General features: G+C 72.6%; 13 protein-coding genes. 4 read left to right on the top strand and 9 right to left on the bottom strand.

Features of this window, described 5'->3' with window-relative positions:
* Nucleotides 1-350 precede the first annotated feature (350 nt).
* The 3 genes from AB0M39_RS27380 to AB0M39_RS27370 all read left to right on the top strand — a co-directional run bounded on the left by AB0M39_RS27380 (nucleotide 351) and on the right by AB0M39_RS27370 (nucleotide 2,832).
* On the top strand, nucleotides 351-554 hold the full coding sequence (locus AB0M39_RS27380) for a cold-shock protein (protein WP_003967102.1): 204 nt from the start codon (nucleotides 351-353) through the stop codon (nucleotides 552-554).
* 591 nt (nucleotides 555-1,145) lie between these two features.
* Entirely contained in the window at nucleotides 1,146-2,315 is a 1,170-nt protein-coding gene (locus AB0M39_RS27375; RefSeq protein WP_365368574.1) for a lipase family protein, read from the top strand.
* Between the two features lie 115 nt (nucleotides 2,316-2,430).
* On the top strand, nucleotides 2,431-2,832 hold the full coding sequence (locus tag AB0M39_RS27370; protein ID WP_365368573.1) for a DUF1992 domain-containing protein: 402 nt from the start codon (nucleotides 2,431-2,433) through the stop codon (nucleotides 2,830-2,832).
* 27 nt (nucleotides 2,833-2,859) lie between these two features.
* On the opposite strand, the gene AB0M39_RS27365 is transcribed toward AB0M39_RS27370, so the two are convergent.
* Together AB0M39_RS27365 and AB0M39_RS27360 are read right to left on the bottom strand one after the other, a co-directional pair.
* Nucleotides 2,860-4,170 (bottom strand): M1 family metallopeptidase, encoded by a 1,311-nt coding sequence (locus tag AB0M39_RS27365; RefSeq protein WP_365368572.1) that lies wholly within the window; start codon nucleotides 4,168-4,170, stop codon nucleotides 2,860-2,862.
* Nucleotides 4,171-4,216: 46 nt separating this feature from the next.
* On the bottom strand, nucleotides 4,217-8,281 hold the full coding sequence (locus AB0M39_RS27360; RefSeq protein WP_365368571.1) for a Pls/PosA family non-ribosomal peptide synthetase: 4,065 nt from the start codon (nucleotides 8,279-8,281) through the stop codon (nucleotides 4,217-4,219).
* Between the two features lie 535 nt (nucleotides 8,282-8,816).
* On the opposite strand from AB0M39_RS27360, the gene AB0M39_RS27355 reads away from it, so the two are divergent.
* Nucleotides 8,817-9,767, top strand: a complete 951-nt coding sequence (locus AB0M39_RS27355; RefSeq protein ID WP_365368570.1) for a MaoC/PaaZ C-terminal domain-containing protein — start codon at nucleotides 8,817-8,819, stop codon at nucleotides 9,765-9,767.
* Here the strand turns inward: AB0M39_RS27355 and AB0M39_RS27350 are convergent.
* The 7 genes from AB0M39_RS27350 to mqnE all read right to left on the bottom strand — a co-directional run bounded on the left by AB0M39_RS27350 (nucleotide 9,736) and on the right by mqnE (nucleotide 15,023).
* Nucleotides 9,736-10,383 (bottom strand): TetR/AcrR family transcriptional regulator, encoded by a 648-nt coding sequence (locus AB0M39_RS27350; RefSeq protein ID WP_365368569.1) that lies wholly within the window; start codon nucleotides 10,381-10,383, stop codon nucleotides 9,736-9,738. The genes AB0M39_RS27355 and AB0M39_RS27350 overlap by 32 nt on opposite strands.
* Nucleotides 10,384-10,518: 135 nt before the next feature.
* Nucleotides 10,519-10,710 (bottom strand): hypothetical protein, encoded by a 192-nt coding sequence (locus tag AB0M39_RS27345; RefSeq protein WP_365368568.1) that lies wholly within the window; start codon nucleotides 10,708-10,710, stop codon nucleotides 10,519-10,521.
* Between the two features lie 163 nt (nucleotides 10,711-10,873).
* Nucleotides 10,874-11,065, bottom strand: a complete 192-nt coding sequence (locus tag AB0M39_RS27340; protein WP_365368567.1) for a hypothetical protein — start codon at nucleotides 11,063-11,065, stop codon at nucleotides 10,874-10,876.
* A 95-nt stretch (nucleotides 11,066-11,160) separates the two neighbouring features.
* Nucleotides 11,161-12,519, bottom strand: coding sequence for a dicarboxylate/amino acid:cation symporter (locus tag AB0M39_RS27335; protein WP_365368566.1), 1,359 nt, complete (start codon nucleotides 12,517-12,519; stop codon nucleotides 11,161-11,163).
* A gap of 373 nt (nucleotides 12,520-12,892) precedes the next feature.
* Nucleotides 12,893-13,189, bottom strand: coding sequence for a DUF4229 domain-containing protein (locus tag AB0M39_RS27330; protein WP_365368565.1), 297 nt, complete (start codon nucleotides 13,187-13,189; stop codon nucleotides 12,893-12,895).
* Between the two features lie 130 nt (nucleotides 13,190-13,319).
* Nucleotides 13,320-13,847, bottom strand: coding sequence for a GNAT family N-acetyltransferase (locus AB0M39_RS27325; RefSeq protein WP_365368564.1), 528 nt, complete (start codon nucleotides 13,845-13,847; stop codon nucleotides 13,320-13,322).
* Between the two features lie 12 nt (nucleotides 13,848-13,859).
* Complete coding sequence (mqnE, locus tag AB0M39_RS27320; RefSeq protein ID WP_365368563.1) at nucleotides 13,860-15,023, bottom strand: aminofutalosine synthase MqnE; 1,164 nt, start codon at nucleotides 15,021-15,023, stop codon at nucleotides 13,860-13,862.
* Nucleotides 15,024-15,084: the final 61 nt, after the last annotated feature.

Genomic DNA, 15,084 nt, shown 5'->3' with positions numbered 1-15,084 from the left:
GCCCCGCGGTGTCGCGAGACGGCGCGGGGGCGCGGCGTGGGGGGGGCCGGGGCCGACGCGCCGCGCTCCCGCGGCCGCGCCCTCCGTCGCAGGTCCCGGCCCCGCGGGCGGATCCCGGGACTCCGCCGGGCCCGGCGCCGGGGCCGCGAGCCAGCCCCCGTCAAACCAACGGGTGACGTGATCTTTCCCTCTACCGCTCTGCACACGCTGCGTGCTAGGCTCAACGCAAGTTGCAGTTTGGTTTCCCTTGCAGTACAGAGCCTGCGGAGCATGTAACCCGCAGGCTTTTGTAGTTTTCAGACTTCTTGCAGGTTCTGGAGCAGGGCAACCCTTTGGCCCAAGGAGGGCTTATGGCTACCGGAACCGTCAAGTGGTTCAACGCTGAAAAGGGCTTCGGCTTCATCGCCCAGGACGGCGGCGGCCCGGATGTCTTCGTTCACTACTCCGCGATCAACGCGTCCGGGTTCCGCTCCCTCGAGGAGAACCAGGTCGTGAACTTCGACGTCACGCAGGGCCCGAAGGGCCCGCAGGCGGAGAACGTCACCCCGGCCTAATCAGCCGAGGGCCGACGATCGCGCTCGATTAAAGCAGTACCCAAGGAGCCCCGTTCTCCGTACGCCATGTACGAAACGGGGCTCCTGCCTTTTCTCCTCTCGGCCACCACGGGCAACCCGCGACCGGCACGTCGCTCTCGCCCCGGGGGGCTACGCCCCCATGCGGCCTTCGGCCGTGTCCTCAATCTCCCCCAGACTCCGTCCGGGGGGACCCCCAACGGGCTGAAAACTCAGCCCCGCCGGCGCTTGAGGCGCGGGGTCCGGGGCGGAGCCCCGCGGGCAGCCCGCACAGGGCAGTCACCCTCGCCCCGGGGGGCTGCGCCCCCGTACGGCCTTCGGCCGTGTCCTCAAACGCCGGACGGGCTGAGTTTCCCGGGCTCGACCCGCACATCCAGCCCCGTTTCCCGGCATGGGCGCGCAAATTCAGCCCCGCCGGCGATTGAGGCGCGGGGTCCGGGGCAGAGCGCCGCGGGCCGCCCGCACCCCATATGCGCACGGCGGCGAGTCGGACGGCTCTCGTTGACGAGAAGTCAGTAAAGCTGAGCTTCCCCGCAACTGCCCAGCACCACAGGATCGTTGGGAGAGCCGCCCATGCCCGCACGCACGAGAGCGCTCGCCGTCACCGCCCTCACCGTTCTCACCGCCGTATTCGCCCTCTCGGCAGGCCCCGCCGCCCCCGCCCCCGCCCAGCACGCCGAGACCCCCGCGCCCGGCGATGTCGTCAGCGTCCAGGACTCCGCCTTTCAGACCCTCCCGGGACAGCCCACCGGCGCCAAGGCCTGGAAGATCCACTACCGCTCGACCTCCGCGACGGGCGCCCCGAACGTCGTGTCCGGCACGGTCATCGTTCCCCAGGACGGCCGCACCGGACCCCGCCCCCTCGTCTCCTACGCCGTCGGCACCGTCGGGCTCGGCGACTCCTGCGCCCCCAGCAGCGGCTTCCCCAAGGGGACCGTCGTGGAGGCCGGCCTCGTCCAGCAGCTCACCGGGCGCGGCTGGGCCGTCGTGGTCACCGACTACGAGGGCCTCGGCACGCCCGGCGAGCACACCTACACCGCCGGCCGCTCCGCCGGCCACGCCGTCCTCGACGCGGCCCGCGCCGCGATCCGTCTCCCCCAGGCCGGCCTGTCCGCCCAGAGCCCGGTCGGCATCATGGGCTACTCGCAGGGCGGCCAGGCCTCCAGCTGGGCCGCCGAGCTGCACGACTCCTACGCCCCCGAGCTCGATGTGCTGGGCACGGCCGCCGGCGGCGTTCCGGCGCAGCTGGACAAGCTGGTCCCCGTCCACGACGGCTCGTACGGCGCCGGGCTGCTGTTCATGGCCGCGGCCGGACAGGACGCGGCCTTCCCCGAGCTGAAGCTCGACTCCTACCTCAACGCGGAGGGCAGGAAGCTCATCGCCTTCCTCCGCGCGAACTGCGTCCTGATCGACACGACGGTCGGCGCGTTCAAGAAGATCTCGGACCTGACCGTCGAGGACCCGCTGGCCACGCCCGCGTGGCAGAAGAGGCTGCACGAGTCGGACCTCGGCACGCACAAGCCGGACCACCCGGTGTACCTGTACCACGCTCTCGGCGACGAGCTGATCCCGTACGCGCTGGGCAGCCGGCTCCGCCAGGACTGGTGCGCCAAGGGAGGCGCCGTGACCTGGCGCACGATCCTGCTCGGCACGCATGTCACCGGTGTGATCACCCAGTCGCTGAAGGCCGCCGACTGGCTGGCGGACCGTTTCGCGGGCAGCCCGACGAGCGGCGACTGCTGACGGACCGGAAGGGGCGGGGCCGCCGAGCGGGCCCCGCCCTGTGCGCCCGCCCCCTCTCCTCCCGCCCTTCGCGTCCCCTCTTCTACGATGGAGGGACCGACGGGAGGAGCGAACCGTGACCGAGCGCAAACCCCCTGGTGTCAGCTTCGAGTCCTTTGTCGACAAGCAGATCCGGGAGGCGACCGAGCGCGGCGACTTCAGCTCGCTCGCCGGCTTCGGCAAGCCGCTGGCCGACGACACCGCTCCGTACGACGAGCTGTGGTGGGTCAAGGGCAAGATGCACCGCGAGGGCGTCTCGGTGCTGCCTCCCTCGCTGGCCCTGCGCAAGGAGGCGGAGGACGCGCGCGAGGCGGCCGGGCGGGCCCCGACCGAGTCCGCGGTCCGGCGGATCGTCGCCGAGGTCAACGAGAAGATCGCCGCCGCGATCCGCCGCCCGCCGCCGGGCCCGCTGCTGGGCATCGAGCCCTTCGACGTCGAGGCCGTCGTACAGGAGTGGCGGGCGTCCCGCCCCCAGTGAGGCCAGGGCCGGCGGCGTGAGGCAGGGTCAGCGGCGCGGCTCGGGCAGGGCGGGGAGCTTCTCGTCGTACAGCCACATCGTGAACAGCCCGTCCAGCGGATGCTGCGCATGGCGCTGGGCGAGCGCGGTGAACTGCTCGGTGGTCACCAGACCGTGCCGGTGGGTCGTGGTCCACTCGTGCAGCAGGCTCACGAAGGCCGCGTGCCCGATCACCGTCCGCAGGGCGTGCAGCGTCAGGGCGCCGCGATGGTAGACCCGGTCGTCGAACAGCCGCCGCAGACCGGGGTCGCCGATCCGCACGTCCTGCGGCATCAGCGCCAGCCGGTTGCGGAACTTCGCCGCCAGAGCCGCCGCCGACGGACCGCCGGAGATCTCCGACCACAGCCACTCGGCGTACTTCGCGAAGCCCTCGTTGAGCCAGATGTGCCGCCACTCGGCGATGGTCAGACTGTTGCCGAACCACTGGTGGGCCAGCTCGTGCGCGACGAGGCGCTCGCTGCCCCGCCGCCCGTCGACGTGGTTGGCGCCGAAGATCGACAGGCCCTGCGCCTCGACGGGCACGTCCAGATCCTCGTCGACCACCACGACCCCGTAGTCGTCGAAGGGGTAGGGGCCGAACAGGTCCGTGAAGGCGGCCATCATCTGCGGCTGCCGGGCGAAGTCGCGCGCGAAGCGGCCCAAGAGGCGCTGCGGCACGGCGGCCGGCTGCGGCACCGCCCCCGGGTTCGCCACGTCGACCAGGTCGTACAGGCCGATCTGGACGGTGGCGAGATAGGGGGCCATCGGCTCGGCCTGCTCGTACACCCAGGCGGTCGTGGAGGCGCTGATCGTACGGGAGACGAGGGCGCCGTTGGCGACCACGGTGTACGGCGACGGCGCGGTCACCGTCATCCGGTAGGCGGCCTTGTCGGCGAGACGGTCGTTGCACGGGAACCAGGACCGCGCGCCGGACGGCTGGGACGCCACCAGCGCGCCCTCCTCCAGCTGCTCCCAGCCGAGGTCGCCCCAGTCGCGGGTGCGGACGGGGCGGGGGACGCCGGTGTAGCGGACCTCGACGGTGAAGAGGGTCCCGGCCCGCACCGGCCGGGCCGGACGGATGCGCAGCTTGTCCCCGCGGTGCGTGTAGCGGGCCGGCCGGCGGCCGTCCACCATGACCCGGCTGATCCGGAACGGTCCGAGGTCCAGGCCGAATTCGGCCAGGTCCCGCTCCGCGGCGACCGCGCTGATCCGGGCGCGGGCGTCCAGGCGCCCGCTGTACGGGCGGTAGTCCAGCTCCAGGTCGTAGTGCGTGGTGCGAAATCGGCTGTCGCCGAGCTCGGGCAGGTACGGATCCGTCACCCTGGTGGGTCCTTGCGTCTCGTGCCGATGTGCTTGCGCCTGTGCCTCACGGCTTCCGCTTCCACGCCTCGATGGGATTGCCCAGCCAGCGGGTGCCCGCGGGCACCCGCTCGCCGCGCATCACCAGCGAGGCGGGACCGACGGCCGCGCGGTCGCCGATCACCGCGCCGGGCAGCGCGATGCCGTGCGGCCCGAGCGTCGCGCCGGCGCCGAGGACGACATTGTCCATCCGCATGATCCGGTCGTGGAAGAGGTGCGTCTGCACCACGCAGCCGCGATTGACGCTCGCTCCCTCGCCGACGGCGACGAGGTCGGCCTCGGGCAGCCAGTACGTCTCGCACCACGCGCCGCTGCCGACGCGGGCGCCCAGGCCGCGCAGCCATACGTTCATCAGGGGCGTGCCGACGCTCGCGCCGACCAGCCACGGCACGGCGAGCACCTCGACGAACGTGTCGGCGAGCTCGTTGCGCCAGACGAAGGACGACCACAGCGGATGCTCGACGGCCCGGAACCGGCCGACCAGCAGCCACTTCGCCGCGATCGCGACCGCGCAGGCGACCGCCCCGCCGACGAGCAGCACCGCGCCGCCGCACAGCACCGCGACGGGGACGCCGTAGCGGCCGGCGAGCAGGGCGAGCGCCGCGAGCGCGAGCACGGCGAGGGCCACGGCGCACATGACCGGAACGATCCGGCAGACCTCGACGGCCGCGCGCGCCCACACGAGGCGCCGCGGCGGGTCGAAGGTACGGCTGCGGTCCCCTTCCTCCGCCGCCCGGGGCAGCTTCATCGGCGGCATGCCGAGCCAGGAGCTGCCCTTCTTCGCCCGCTTGGGGGTCGAGGAGAGCACGCCGACCAGGCCCCGCTTGGGCACCGAGCGGCCCGCGGCCGTCATTCCGGAGTTGCCGAGGAAGGCCTGCTTGCCGACCCTGGCCTCGGCGATCCGCAGCCAGCCGCCGCCCAGCTCGTACGAGGCGACCATCGTGTCGTCCGCGAGGAACGCGCCGTCGCCGACCGTCGTCATCGACGGCAGCGCCAGCACGGTCGACGCCTCGACGCCCCGGCCGACCCGCATGCCCAGGGCCCGCAGCCACACGGGCGTGAGCAGGCTCGCGTACAGCGGGAACAGCAGCGTGCGTGCCATGTCCATCAGCCGCTCCACGGCCCATGCCTGCCAGGCGATACGGCTGTGCACGGGGTGGCGTCCCTCCCTCAGCCCGACGCTGAGGGCGCGGACGCCGACCAGGGTGATCGTCGCGTACGCGGCGAAGGCCACGACCGTGGCGAGCGGCACGGCCGCCAGGGCCGCCGCCAGCGCCTCGCCGGGGCCGGCGGCGCCGCGTGCGAACAGGCCGATCACGAGCAGGCCGGGCAGGGCCGCGAGTACCGGCAGCAGACCGAGGACCAGCGCGGCGATCGAGTAGAGCGCCGTCCAGCGGCGCCGGCGCGGCGGGCGTCCCTCGGGCAGGCCGCGGCCCGCCCTGCCCTTGCGCGCGGCGGGCACGCCCGCCCAGCGCTCGCCCGCGGGGACGACGCCCTTGACGCCGGAGCCCGGGGCGACCTCGGCGCGCTTGCCGATCCGGGCGCCGGGGAAGAGCGTGCTGCGGGCGCCGACCGCGGCGCCGGCGCCGATCCGCACGGTCCCGATGTGCAGCCGGTCGCCGTCGAGCCAGTGCCCGGACAGGTCCGCCTCGGGCTCCACCGCGCAGCCCTTGCCGAGCCGGAGCATTCCGGTGACCGGGGGCAGCGTGTGCAGGTCGACGTCGTCGCCGACGCGGACGCCGAGGGCGCGCGCGTAGTAGGTGAGCCAGACGCCGGCGAGGCTGGTCGCCCCGCTCAGCTCGGCGAGGCGCTCGGCCGTCCACAGCCGTAGGTGGACTCCGCCGCCGCGGGGGTACGTTCCGGGCCTCAGGCCGCGCAGCAGCAGCCGGGCGCCGCCCGCCGCGACGGCGATCCGGCCGGGCGGGCTGACGACCAGCAGCCAGCCGAGCGCCACCTGCCACCAGGGCGCGTACGGCGCCCAGGGCGTGCCGATCAGGTTGTTGACGGCGGCGGCCGCGACGACCCAGCGCAGCGCCGCGACGCCGAGCAGCGGAAGCATGAGCAGCGTCTGCGCGAGCTGGGTCCTGCGCGGCACGGGCCGTACGTCCGGGGCCTCGGGTCCGCCGGCCGCCGAGGCCTCCAGCGTCCGGGCGAGCGCGCCGAGGGCGGGGTTCTGGTAGACGTCGGCGACCGACCCGGTCGCGTACCGCTCGCGGATCCGGGAGACCAGCTGGGCGGCGGCCAGGCTGCCGCCGCCGCTGGCGAAGAAGTCGGCGTCGGGGCCGGTGACCGGCGCGCCGAGCAGATCGGTCCACTGCCCGGCCAGCCAGGCCTCGGCGGGGGTGAGCCGGGCCTGGTCGGTCGCGACGTCGGCGTTCGGCAGCGGCCAGGGCAGCGCGGCCCGGTCCACCTTGCCCGAGGTGCGGGTGGGCAGGTCGTCGACGACGGCGATGAGGGGGACGAGGGCGGCGGGCAGCTCCTTGCGCAGCCGCTCGACGGCGTCGGCGGCGTCGAAGGCGGGCGAGGGCTCGGGGTCAGACCCGGTACCGGGCCCCGCATCCAACCCGGTGTCGACCCCCGTGCCGGGCCCCGCGTCGAGGGCGGGCGAGGGCCCGCCGTCAGACCCGGTATCGGGCCCTGCATCCAACCCGGCGTCGGCGGGCTCGGCGGACTCGGCATCCGTCCCCGGCACCGTCTGCTTCGGCTTCGCCGGGACCACGTAGCCCACCAGCAGCTGGTGGCCCGCGCCGCTGGTGCGGACCGCCGCCGCCGCTCCCGCGACGCCCGGCAGGGCCTGGAGCGCCGCGTCGATCTCGCCGAGCTCGATGCGCCGCCCGCCGAGCTTGACCTGCTCGTCCGCCCTGCCGACGAAGAGCAGGCCCTCCTCCTGCGCGCGGACCAGGTCGCCGCTGCGGTAGGCGCGGGCCCAGCCGAGCGCGGGCAGCGGCGCGTACTTCTCGGCGTCCTTGTCCGCGTCCAGGTACCGGGCGAGGCCGACTCCGCCGATGACGAGCTCGCCGGTCTCGCCCATGGGCACGACGGCGCCCTGGGCGTCGACGACGGCGAGCTCCCAGCCGTCCAGCGGCAGCCCGATCCGTACCGGGCCCTCGCCGCCCAGCCGTGCCGCGCAGGCGACGACGGTGGCCTCGGTCGGGCCGTAGGTGTTCCAGACCTCGCGGCCGGCGATGGCCGTGCGCTCGGCCAGCTCGGGCGGGCACGCCTCGCCGCCGAAGATCAGCAGCCGTACGTCGTCCAGGGCCTCGGCGGGCCACAGCGCGGCCAGCGTGGGCACGGTCGAGACGACGGTGATGCCCTGCTCGACCAGCCACGGGCCGAGGTCCAGCCCGGTGCGCACGAGCGAGCGGGGCGCGGGGACCAGGCACGCGCCGTGCCGCCAGGCGAGCCACATCTCCTCGCAGGAGGCGTCGAAGGCGACGGAGAGCCCGGCCAGGACGCGGTCGCCGGGGCCGAGCGGGGCCGCGGCCAGGAACAGGCGGGCCTCCGCGTCGACGAAGGCCGCCGCGCTGCGGTGGGAGACGGCGACGCCCTTGGGCCTGCCGGTGGAGCCGGAGGTGAAGATGATCCACGCGTCGTCGTCGGGTCCAGGACCGCGGCCCGCCTCGCCCGCGGGGGCGCCGCGGAGCGCGGGCGTGCGGTCCGCGCCGATCACGGCGCTGACCTCGGCCTCCGCGAAGACCAGGTCGGCCCGCTCGTCCGGGTCCTCGTGGTCGACGGGCACATAGGCCGCGCCGGCCGCGAGGACGGCGAGGATCGACACGTACAGGTCGGCGGTGCCGGACGGAACGCGTACGCCGACCCGGTCGCCCGCGCCGATCCCCGCCGCGGCGAGCCGGCGGCGCAGCGTCTCGGTCTCGGCCAGCAGCGCGCGGTAGGTGAGCGGCGCCGTGCCGTCGTCGAGGGCGAGGGCGTCCGGGTGACGGCGGGCGGTCTCGTCGAGGATGTCGACGAGCGTGCGCTCGGGGGCGGCTGCCGCCGCCGAGAAGAGCGCCGGCGTCGCCGCCTCGTCGAGGAGGGCTTCCAGCAGAGTCGAGGACTCGGGGGCCACGGTCATACAGCGTCCCGGGGTTCCCCTGTCACGGGTCTGCTCGTAGGGCTGCCCGTCGGGTGCTTTCGCATCTCTCACTCTCCGTAGGTCGATCGAGTGCGCTGCGTTTCCCAGCTCCACGCACGGCAAACGTGGAGTTTATCCGGCCGTGACCTGACTCGCCTGGCGTGCACGGAAGCCGGGCGGGGGCCTGCGGGGTCTGAGGCCGGGCCGCCCCGAGCGCCCCGCGAGGGATCGCCGCTGCTCGGGAGCGGTGCCTGGACTCTTCGCCGTGCAGGGCGCCGCGCCGCCGCAGGGCGGCTGAATGTGACGAAGAGCACGCCGAATGTCACTCAGCGTCAATCATGGCCTGGGGATACGACACCGTCGGCCACGGCGTCTCGACCAACTCCTGACCTCTAAGTAACTTTACTTCGAAGTAATCTACGACCGAGCGGAGCCCTGCCATGGCCGATCGCTACGCACACCTCTCACGCACCGCGCCCAGCCGTCTCCCCGCAACGGCGTCGGCCTGCGCCTGCGGCCCGAGCCTGCCGGGAGCGTGACCGTGTCCCTGGTCTTCGCCCTCGCCCGCGGCGCGCTGACCTCGCCGTTCAAGCGGAACCTGGACACAGGCGCACCGCTGCCGCGGACGCGGCTCGTACGGACCGGCGTACGCGTCGATGCGCGACGGCTCGCCGCGTACGCCCGGCTCTGCGGCTACCAGGAGACGGACCCGCTCCCGCTGCCGTATCCGCACCTGCTCGGCTTCCCCCTCGCCGCGCGCGTCATGGCGGACCGGTCCTTCCCGCTGCCGATGCTCGGACTGGTCCACACCCGTATCGAGATCGCCTCCCACCAGGCCCTCCGTCCGGACGACGCCCTCGAACTGACCGTGTTCGCCGAGGAGCTGCTGCGGCGCCGGCGGGGCGTCGAGGTCACGATGACGACGCAGGCGCGGCGGGACGGAGAGCTGGTGTGGGAGTCGCGCAGCGGCTATCTGGCCCGGCGGCCCACAACCGCGGCCCCGCGCACCGACCGCGACGCCCCGCCCGCCGACGGCGACGCCACGCCGGCCCCACGCACCGACCGCGACGCCACGCCCCCGGCGTCGGCACCGGCGGCCGACCGCGACGCCACGCCAGACCCGCCCGCCAATCACCACGCCACGCCAGCCCCGGCCGCCCGCGCTCTGCCCGCCGTCGCCGAGTGGCGGCTCCCCGCCGATCTGGGCCGCCGCTACGGCGCGGCCTCCGGCGACCGCAACCCGATCCATCTGCATCCGCTGACGGCGCGGCTGTTCGGCTTCCCCCGGCCGATCGCGCACGGCATGTGGACGCTGGCGCGCTGCCTGGCCGAGCAGGACGGTCAGATCGCCCGCGTACGGGCGCAGTTCACGGCGCCGGTTCCGCTGCCTGCCACGGTGACGTACGCGGCCGACGGCGCGGCCTTCCAGCTGCGCAGCGGGGACCGGGTCCACCTCACCGGCCGGACCAGCGCTCGCCCTTCATAAGGGCCCCGAGGCCGACCCAGGCGAAGTTCATCAAGGTGCCCGCCGCCTCCTTCGCGGAGACTCCGGCGGTGTCGTTCGCCCACCCCGCGAGCGACTCCGCCGCCCCCACCAGCGCCTCGGCGAGCCCGGCCACGTCCCGGTCGGCGAACTCGGGGTCGCGGTGCGTCTCGCGCGCCGCGGCCCCGATCAGCCCGGTCACGAACGCCACGATCTCGTCCCGCATCGTCGCGACCTCCGCGGCGAACGGCTCCCCGGTCGTACGGGCCTGACGGTGCAGCACCGACCAGCCGTCCGGGTTGTCGGCGGTGTGCGTGAAGAACGCCGCGAGCCCCGCCCACAGCTGCCGGTCCGCCGGCAGCCCCGGCTCGGCGGCCTCCCGCACGGCGGCCGTCAGGGCCTGCGCCTCACGCCGGATGCAGGCGGTGAAGAGGTCTTCCTTGGAGTTCAGATACAGATAGACCAGGGGCTTGGACACCCCGGCCAGCTCGGCGATCTCGTCCATCGAGGCCGCCCGGTAGCCGCGCTGGCCGAACGTCTGCACCGCCGCGTCCATCATCTGGCGCTCGCGCACGGCGCGCGGCATGCGTTTGCTCCTGACGCCCTTCTCAGCACCCATGTCCGACACCCTCCCCGCGCCCCGCGTCTCAACTCGCCGGTAAGCCTACGGCTCCCGCCAACCGCCCCGAAATGCGCACGGCCCCCCTCCGGGGAGGCGGAGGAGAGCCGTGACGGCACGCTCGGAGGCGAGGGTTCAGCATTCGCCCCGCGCGTAGGTGCAGCCGGAACAGGAGCTGGTCCCGCCGACGACGTGGCAGAGCCGGTAGTACGCCCGCACGTTCCGGCAGTAGCAGTAGCGGTAGTAGCTCGTGTCGGCCTGGGCGTCCGCGGCGGGAACGAGACGCTCCAGCACCCGGTCCCCGAGCCTCGTGATCAGACGGCTCATGTCTCTCTCCTTCGGTCGGTCTACGGAATCGCGAGGACCGGAACGCTAGCGAGCCGCCATAGAGCCCCCCGTACAGCCGGTGTACATCGCGGCGCCCTGCGCGGTCGCGAAATGGCCCCCTCCCCCGGGGACACGGGGAAGAGGGCCTCCTGCTGACCGGCAATCAGCAAGTTCCTCGCACGTACGTACAGCCCGAGCAGGAGCTCATGCCGCCGACCACGTGGCAGTACCGGTAGTACTTCTTCTTGGACCTGCAGTAGCAGTAGTCGTAGAAGCTGGTGTCCGCCGTGGCGTCGGCGCCGGGAACGATGCGCTCCAGCATCCGGTCGCCGAGGCGCTTGACGAGGCTGCTCATGGCTGTTCTCCCGTTCGGGTCGGGGGAAGTACGCGACGTCGAGGACGCTACCGACGGGAGATAGAGCGCCCCGTACAGCCGACGTACAGCCCGTACTACGCGACGGCCGGCACCGCGATCTTCGGCTCCGCCTCGCGCACCTCGACCTCGTCGACCTCGTCGATCGGCGACGACTTCGCCGCGTTGTACGCGTCGAGGTCCAGGATCTTCTCGCGCGCCGCCACGATCACCGGGACCAGCGCCTGGCCCGCCACGTTCGTGGCCGTGCGGATCATGTCCAGGATCGGGTCGATCGCCATCAGCAGGCCCACGCCCTCCAGCGGGAGGCCCAGCGTGGAGAGGGTCAGCGTCAGCATGACCGTCGCGCCGGTCAGGCCGGCGGTGGCGGCCGAGCCGACGACCGAGACGAAGGCGATCAGCAGATAGTCCTGGACGCCCAGCTGGACGTCGAAGATCTGCGCGATGAAGATCGCGGCGAGCGCCGGGTAGATCGCTGCGCAGCCGTCCATCTTGGTCGTCGCGCCGAACGGGACGGCGAAGGAGGTGTACTCCTTCGGCACGCCGAGCCGCTCGGTGACCTTCTGGGTGACCGGCATCGTGCCGACCGAGGAGCGGGAGACGAAGGCCAGCTGGATCGCGGGCCACGCGCCCTTGAAGAACTGGACGGGGTTGACCCGCGCGACCGTCGCCAGCAGCAGCGGGTAGACGCCGAACATCACCAGCGCGCAGCCGATGTAGACGTCGGCCGTGAAGGTCGCGTACTTGCCGATCAGGTTCCAGCCGTAGTCGGCGATGGCGAAGCCGATGAGGCCGACGGTGCCGACGGGGGCCAGCCGGATGACCCACCACAGGGCCTTCTGGAGCAGCTCCAGCACCGCTTCGCTCAGGGACAGGACCGGCTTGGCGCGGTCGCCGAGCTTCAGGGCGGCGATGCCGGCGACGGCGGCCATGAAGACGATCTGGAGGACGTTCAGCTCGGTGAACGGGGTGACGACGTCCGTCGGCACGATGCCGGTGAGGAAGTCGATCCAGGAGCCGGAGTCCTCCGGCTGCTTGCCGTCCTTCGGGGTGAGCGAGGTGCCCGCGCCGGGGTCGGTGAGCAGGCCGAGCGCCAGGCCGATGGCGACGGCGATCAGGGAGGTGACCATGAACCAGAGCAGGGTGCGGCCGGCCAGCCGGGCGGCGTTGTCGACCTTGCGCAGGTTGGTGATCGACACCAGGATCGCGAAGAAGACGAGCGGTGCGACCGCCAGCTTCAGCAGCTGGACGAAGATCGATCCGACCTGGTCGAGAGTGGTCTTCAGCCAGCTGACGTCCTGGCTGCGGGCGAGCCAGCCGAGCAGGACGCCGAGGGCCAGACCGGCGACGATCTGGGCCCAGAAGGGGAACTTCGGTATGCGGCGACCGGAGCCGGAGGGGCTCTCGGTCGTCGTGGACGCGGTGGACGCGGACACGGACAGACTCCAGGTGCGGCGTGTGGGGACATACGAGGACAGGGGTGCGGCGCCCGTGTGCGCGAGTGCGTGAGGGGAGGCCGCTGTGCGATGCCGGGTCGGACTAGCGACAACAGAGCGCGGATGTACTGGGGGCGCCCCCTGCACGAGCGCAGCGAAGCGCTCGGGGGAGGCAGAGATCGACGTGCAGGCGCGCCACGAGCGGGATGCTCACGGCTTCGTGGGGGCGCACTGCTGTCTTCACATCGAGCACGTTAACACTCTGACTTTGAGAACCTCAAAGCCGTCCTTTGAGTCAGCCGGTCCTGAAAACGCCGGAGCCCCGGCCGGAAGCAGTGCTTCCGGCCGGGGCTCGCGAGGTGTGTGAGAACCGCTACACCGCGCCGTCCTCCTGGTTGCGGTTGGCCTCGAGGCGCGCCTTCGCCTGGTCGACCTTGTCGACGATCTGCTGGGACATCGCCTCGCGCTGGTTGCGCAGCAGCACGAAGCTGAGCGGCGCCGAGATCACGGTCGCCAGCACCAGCACCCACAGCAGGTTGGAGTCGCCGAGTCCGCGCGGCAGCACGCCGAGGTAGACCAGGCCCCACAGGGCGAAGAAGCAGCCGACGAAGACGCCGATCCGCATGAGGGTGTACCGGATCGTGGCGCTCGTCTTGGCGGCAGCGGACACGGCGGGCCTTCTCTCTACTTCGCTTGGTACGACGGGTTCCTGCTCGACCAGTGAAACACGTCCGGAATGGATCAATTTCAGGGGGGAGGACCCGGGGGGAGGCCCTGGACCCGGAGGGGAGGCACCAACCTCAGCGGGACAGCGGCAGCAGCATGACGACGTCGTCGCGGTCGTCGCCCTCGGCCACCCGGATCGCGCCGGGCACCCGCCCGACCTCCTTGTAGCCGCAGCGGCCGTAGAAGAGGTCGGCCCCGGTGCCGCCCCGGCAGGTGAGCCGGATCGCCTCGATGCCCTCGAGGCTCCGGGCCGCGGACTCCGCCGCGGCCATCAGATCGCGGCCGTAGCCCCTGCCCTGATGCCGCGGGTGCACCATCACCGTGTAGAGCCAGACCCAGTGGCGCATCAGCCGGTGGGTGTTGAGGTGGAAGAAGGCGGTGGCCGCGACCGCGCCGTCCTCGTCGTAGCCGACGAGCAGCCGGGCGCGGCCCTCGGCCATGGCGGCCAGGTGCTTGACGAACTCCGGCCGTACGGCGTCCTCGTCGACGGGCGGCACGAAGCCGACCGCGCCGCCCGCGTTGGAGACGTCGGCCCACAGGGAGACGACGCCGTCGCGCAGGGCGCGGTCGACCGGGGGGTCCAGTACGAAGCGGAGCGGCACGGTCGTACGTCCTCAGACCCGCATGGGCTGCGGCGACTCGCGCCGGTCGGCGTCCGGGCCGGGGTACTCGCGGATGATCTCGTACCGCGTGTTGCGCTCCACCGGGCGGAAGCCGGCGTCGCGGATCAGGTCGAGCAGATCGTCGCGGGTCAGCTTGTTGGGCGTGCCGTAGTTGTCCGCGTCGTGCGTGATCTTGTACTCGACGACCGAGCCGTCCATGTCGTCCGCGCCGTGCTGGAGGGCGAGCTGGGCGGTCTGCACGCCGTGCATCACCCAGAACACCTTCACGTGCGGAACGTTGTCGAACAGGAGCCGCGAGACGGCGAAGGTCTTCAGCGCCTCGGCGCCGGTGGCCATGGACGTGCGCGCCTGGAGGCGGTTGCGGACCTTGCCGTCCTGCATGTCGACGAAGTCGTGCTGGTAGCGCAGCGGGATGAAGACCTGGAAGCCGCCGGTCTCGTCCTGGAGCTCGCGCAGCCGCAGGACGTGGTCGACCCGGTGCCGGGGCTCCTCGATGTGGCCGTAGAGCATCGTGGAGGGCGTCTTGAGGCCCTTCTCGTGCGCGAGGCGGTGGATGCGGGACCAGTCTTCCCAGTGGGTGCGGTGGTCCACGATGTGCTGGCGGACCTCCCAGTCGAAGATCTCGGCGCCGCCGCCGGTCAGCGACTCCAGGCCGGCCTCGATCAGCTCGTCGAGGATCTCGGACGCGGACAGGCCCGAGATCGTCTCGAAGTGGTGGATCTCGGTGGCGGTGAAGGCCTTCAACGAGACGTTGGGCAGGGCCTTCTTGAGCTCGCTGAGCGAGCGCGGGTAGTAGCGCCACGGCAGGTTGGGGTGGAGCCCGTTGACGATGTGCAGCTCGGTGAGGTTCTCGTTCTCCATCGCCTTGGCGAGGCGGACGGCCTCCTCGATGCGCATCGTGTACGCGTCCTTCTCGCCCGGCTTGCGCTGGAACGAGCAGTACGCGCACGACGCCGTGCACACGTTGGTCATATTGAGGTGGCGGTTGACGTTGAAGTGGACGACGTCGCCGTTCTTGCGCGTCCGCACCTCGTGCGCGAGGCCGCCGAGCCACGCCAGGTCGTCCGACTCGTAGAGGGCGATGCCGTCCTCGCGGGTCAGCCGCTCCCCGGCCCGGACCTTCTCCTCCAGCTCGCGCTTGAGCCCCGCGTCCATTTACGCCCGCCTCCCATATGTCTGCGTCACAGGCTCCACAACCGTACTCCCCCGCATGTGA

The organism is Streptomyces sp. NPDC051907 (assembly GCF_040681075.1).
In the GTDB taxonomy this organism is placed as follows: domain Bacteria; phylum Actinomycetota; class Actinomycetes; order Streptomycetales; family Streptomycetaceae; genus Streptomyces.
Note: the sequence above shows the minus strand (reverse complement) of the source record. Positions and strands in the feature narration are given on the sequence as shown.

Bases quoted from the DNA above. Each gene is read 5' to 3' on its own strand.
- AB0M39_RS27380 (WP_003967102.1), top strand. From the start codon at position 351: ATGGCTACCGGAACCGTCAAGTGGTTCAACGCTGAAAAGGGCTTCGGC.
- AB0M39_RS27375 (WP_365368574.1), top strand. From the start codon at position 1,146: ATGCCCGCACGCACGAGAGCGCTCGCCGTCACCGCCCTCACCGTTCTC.
- AB0M39_RS27360 (WP_365368571.1), bottom strand. From the start codon at position 8,281: ATGACCGTGGCCCCCGAGTCCTCGACTCTGCTGGAAGCCCTCCTCGAC.
- AB0M39_RS27350 (WP_365368569.1), bottom strand. From the start codon at position 10,383: ATGGGTGCTGAGAAGGGCGTCAGGAGCAAACGCATGCCGCGCGCCGTG.
- AB0M39_RS27345 (WP_365368568.1), bottom strand. From the start codon at position 10,710: ATGAGCCGTCTGATCACGAGGCTCGGGGACCGGGTGCTGGAGCGTCTC.
- AB0M39_RS27340 (WP_365368567.1), bottom strand. From the start codon at position 11,065: ATGAGCAGCCTCGTCAAGCGCCTCGGCGACCGGATGCTGGAGCGCATC.
- mqnE (WP_365368563.1), bottom strand. From the start codon at position 15,023: ATGGACGCGGGGCTCAAGCGCGAGCTGGAGGAGAAGGTCCGGGCCGGG.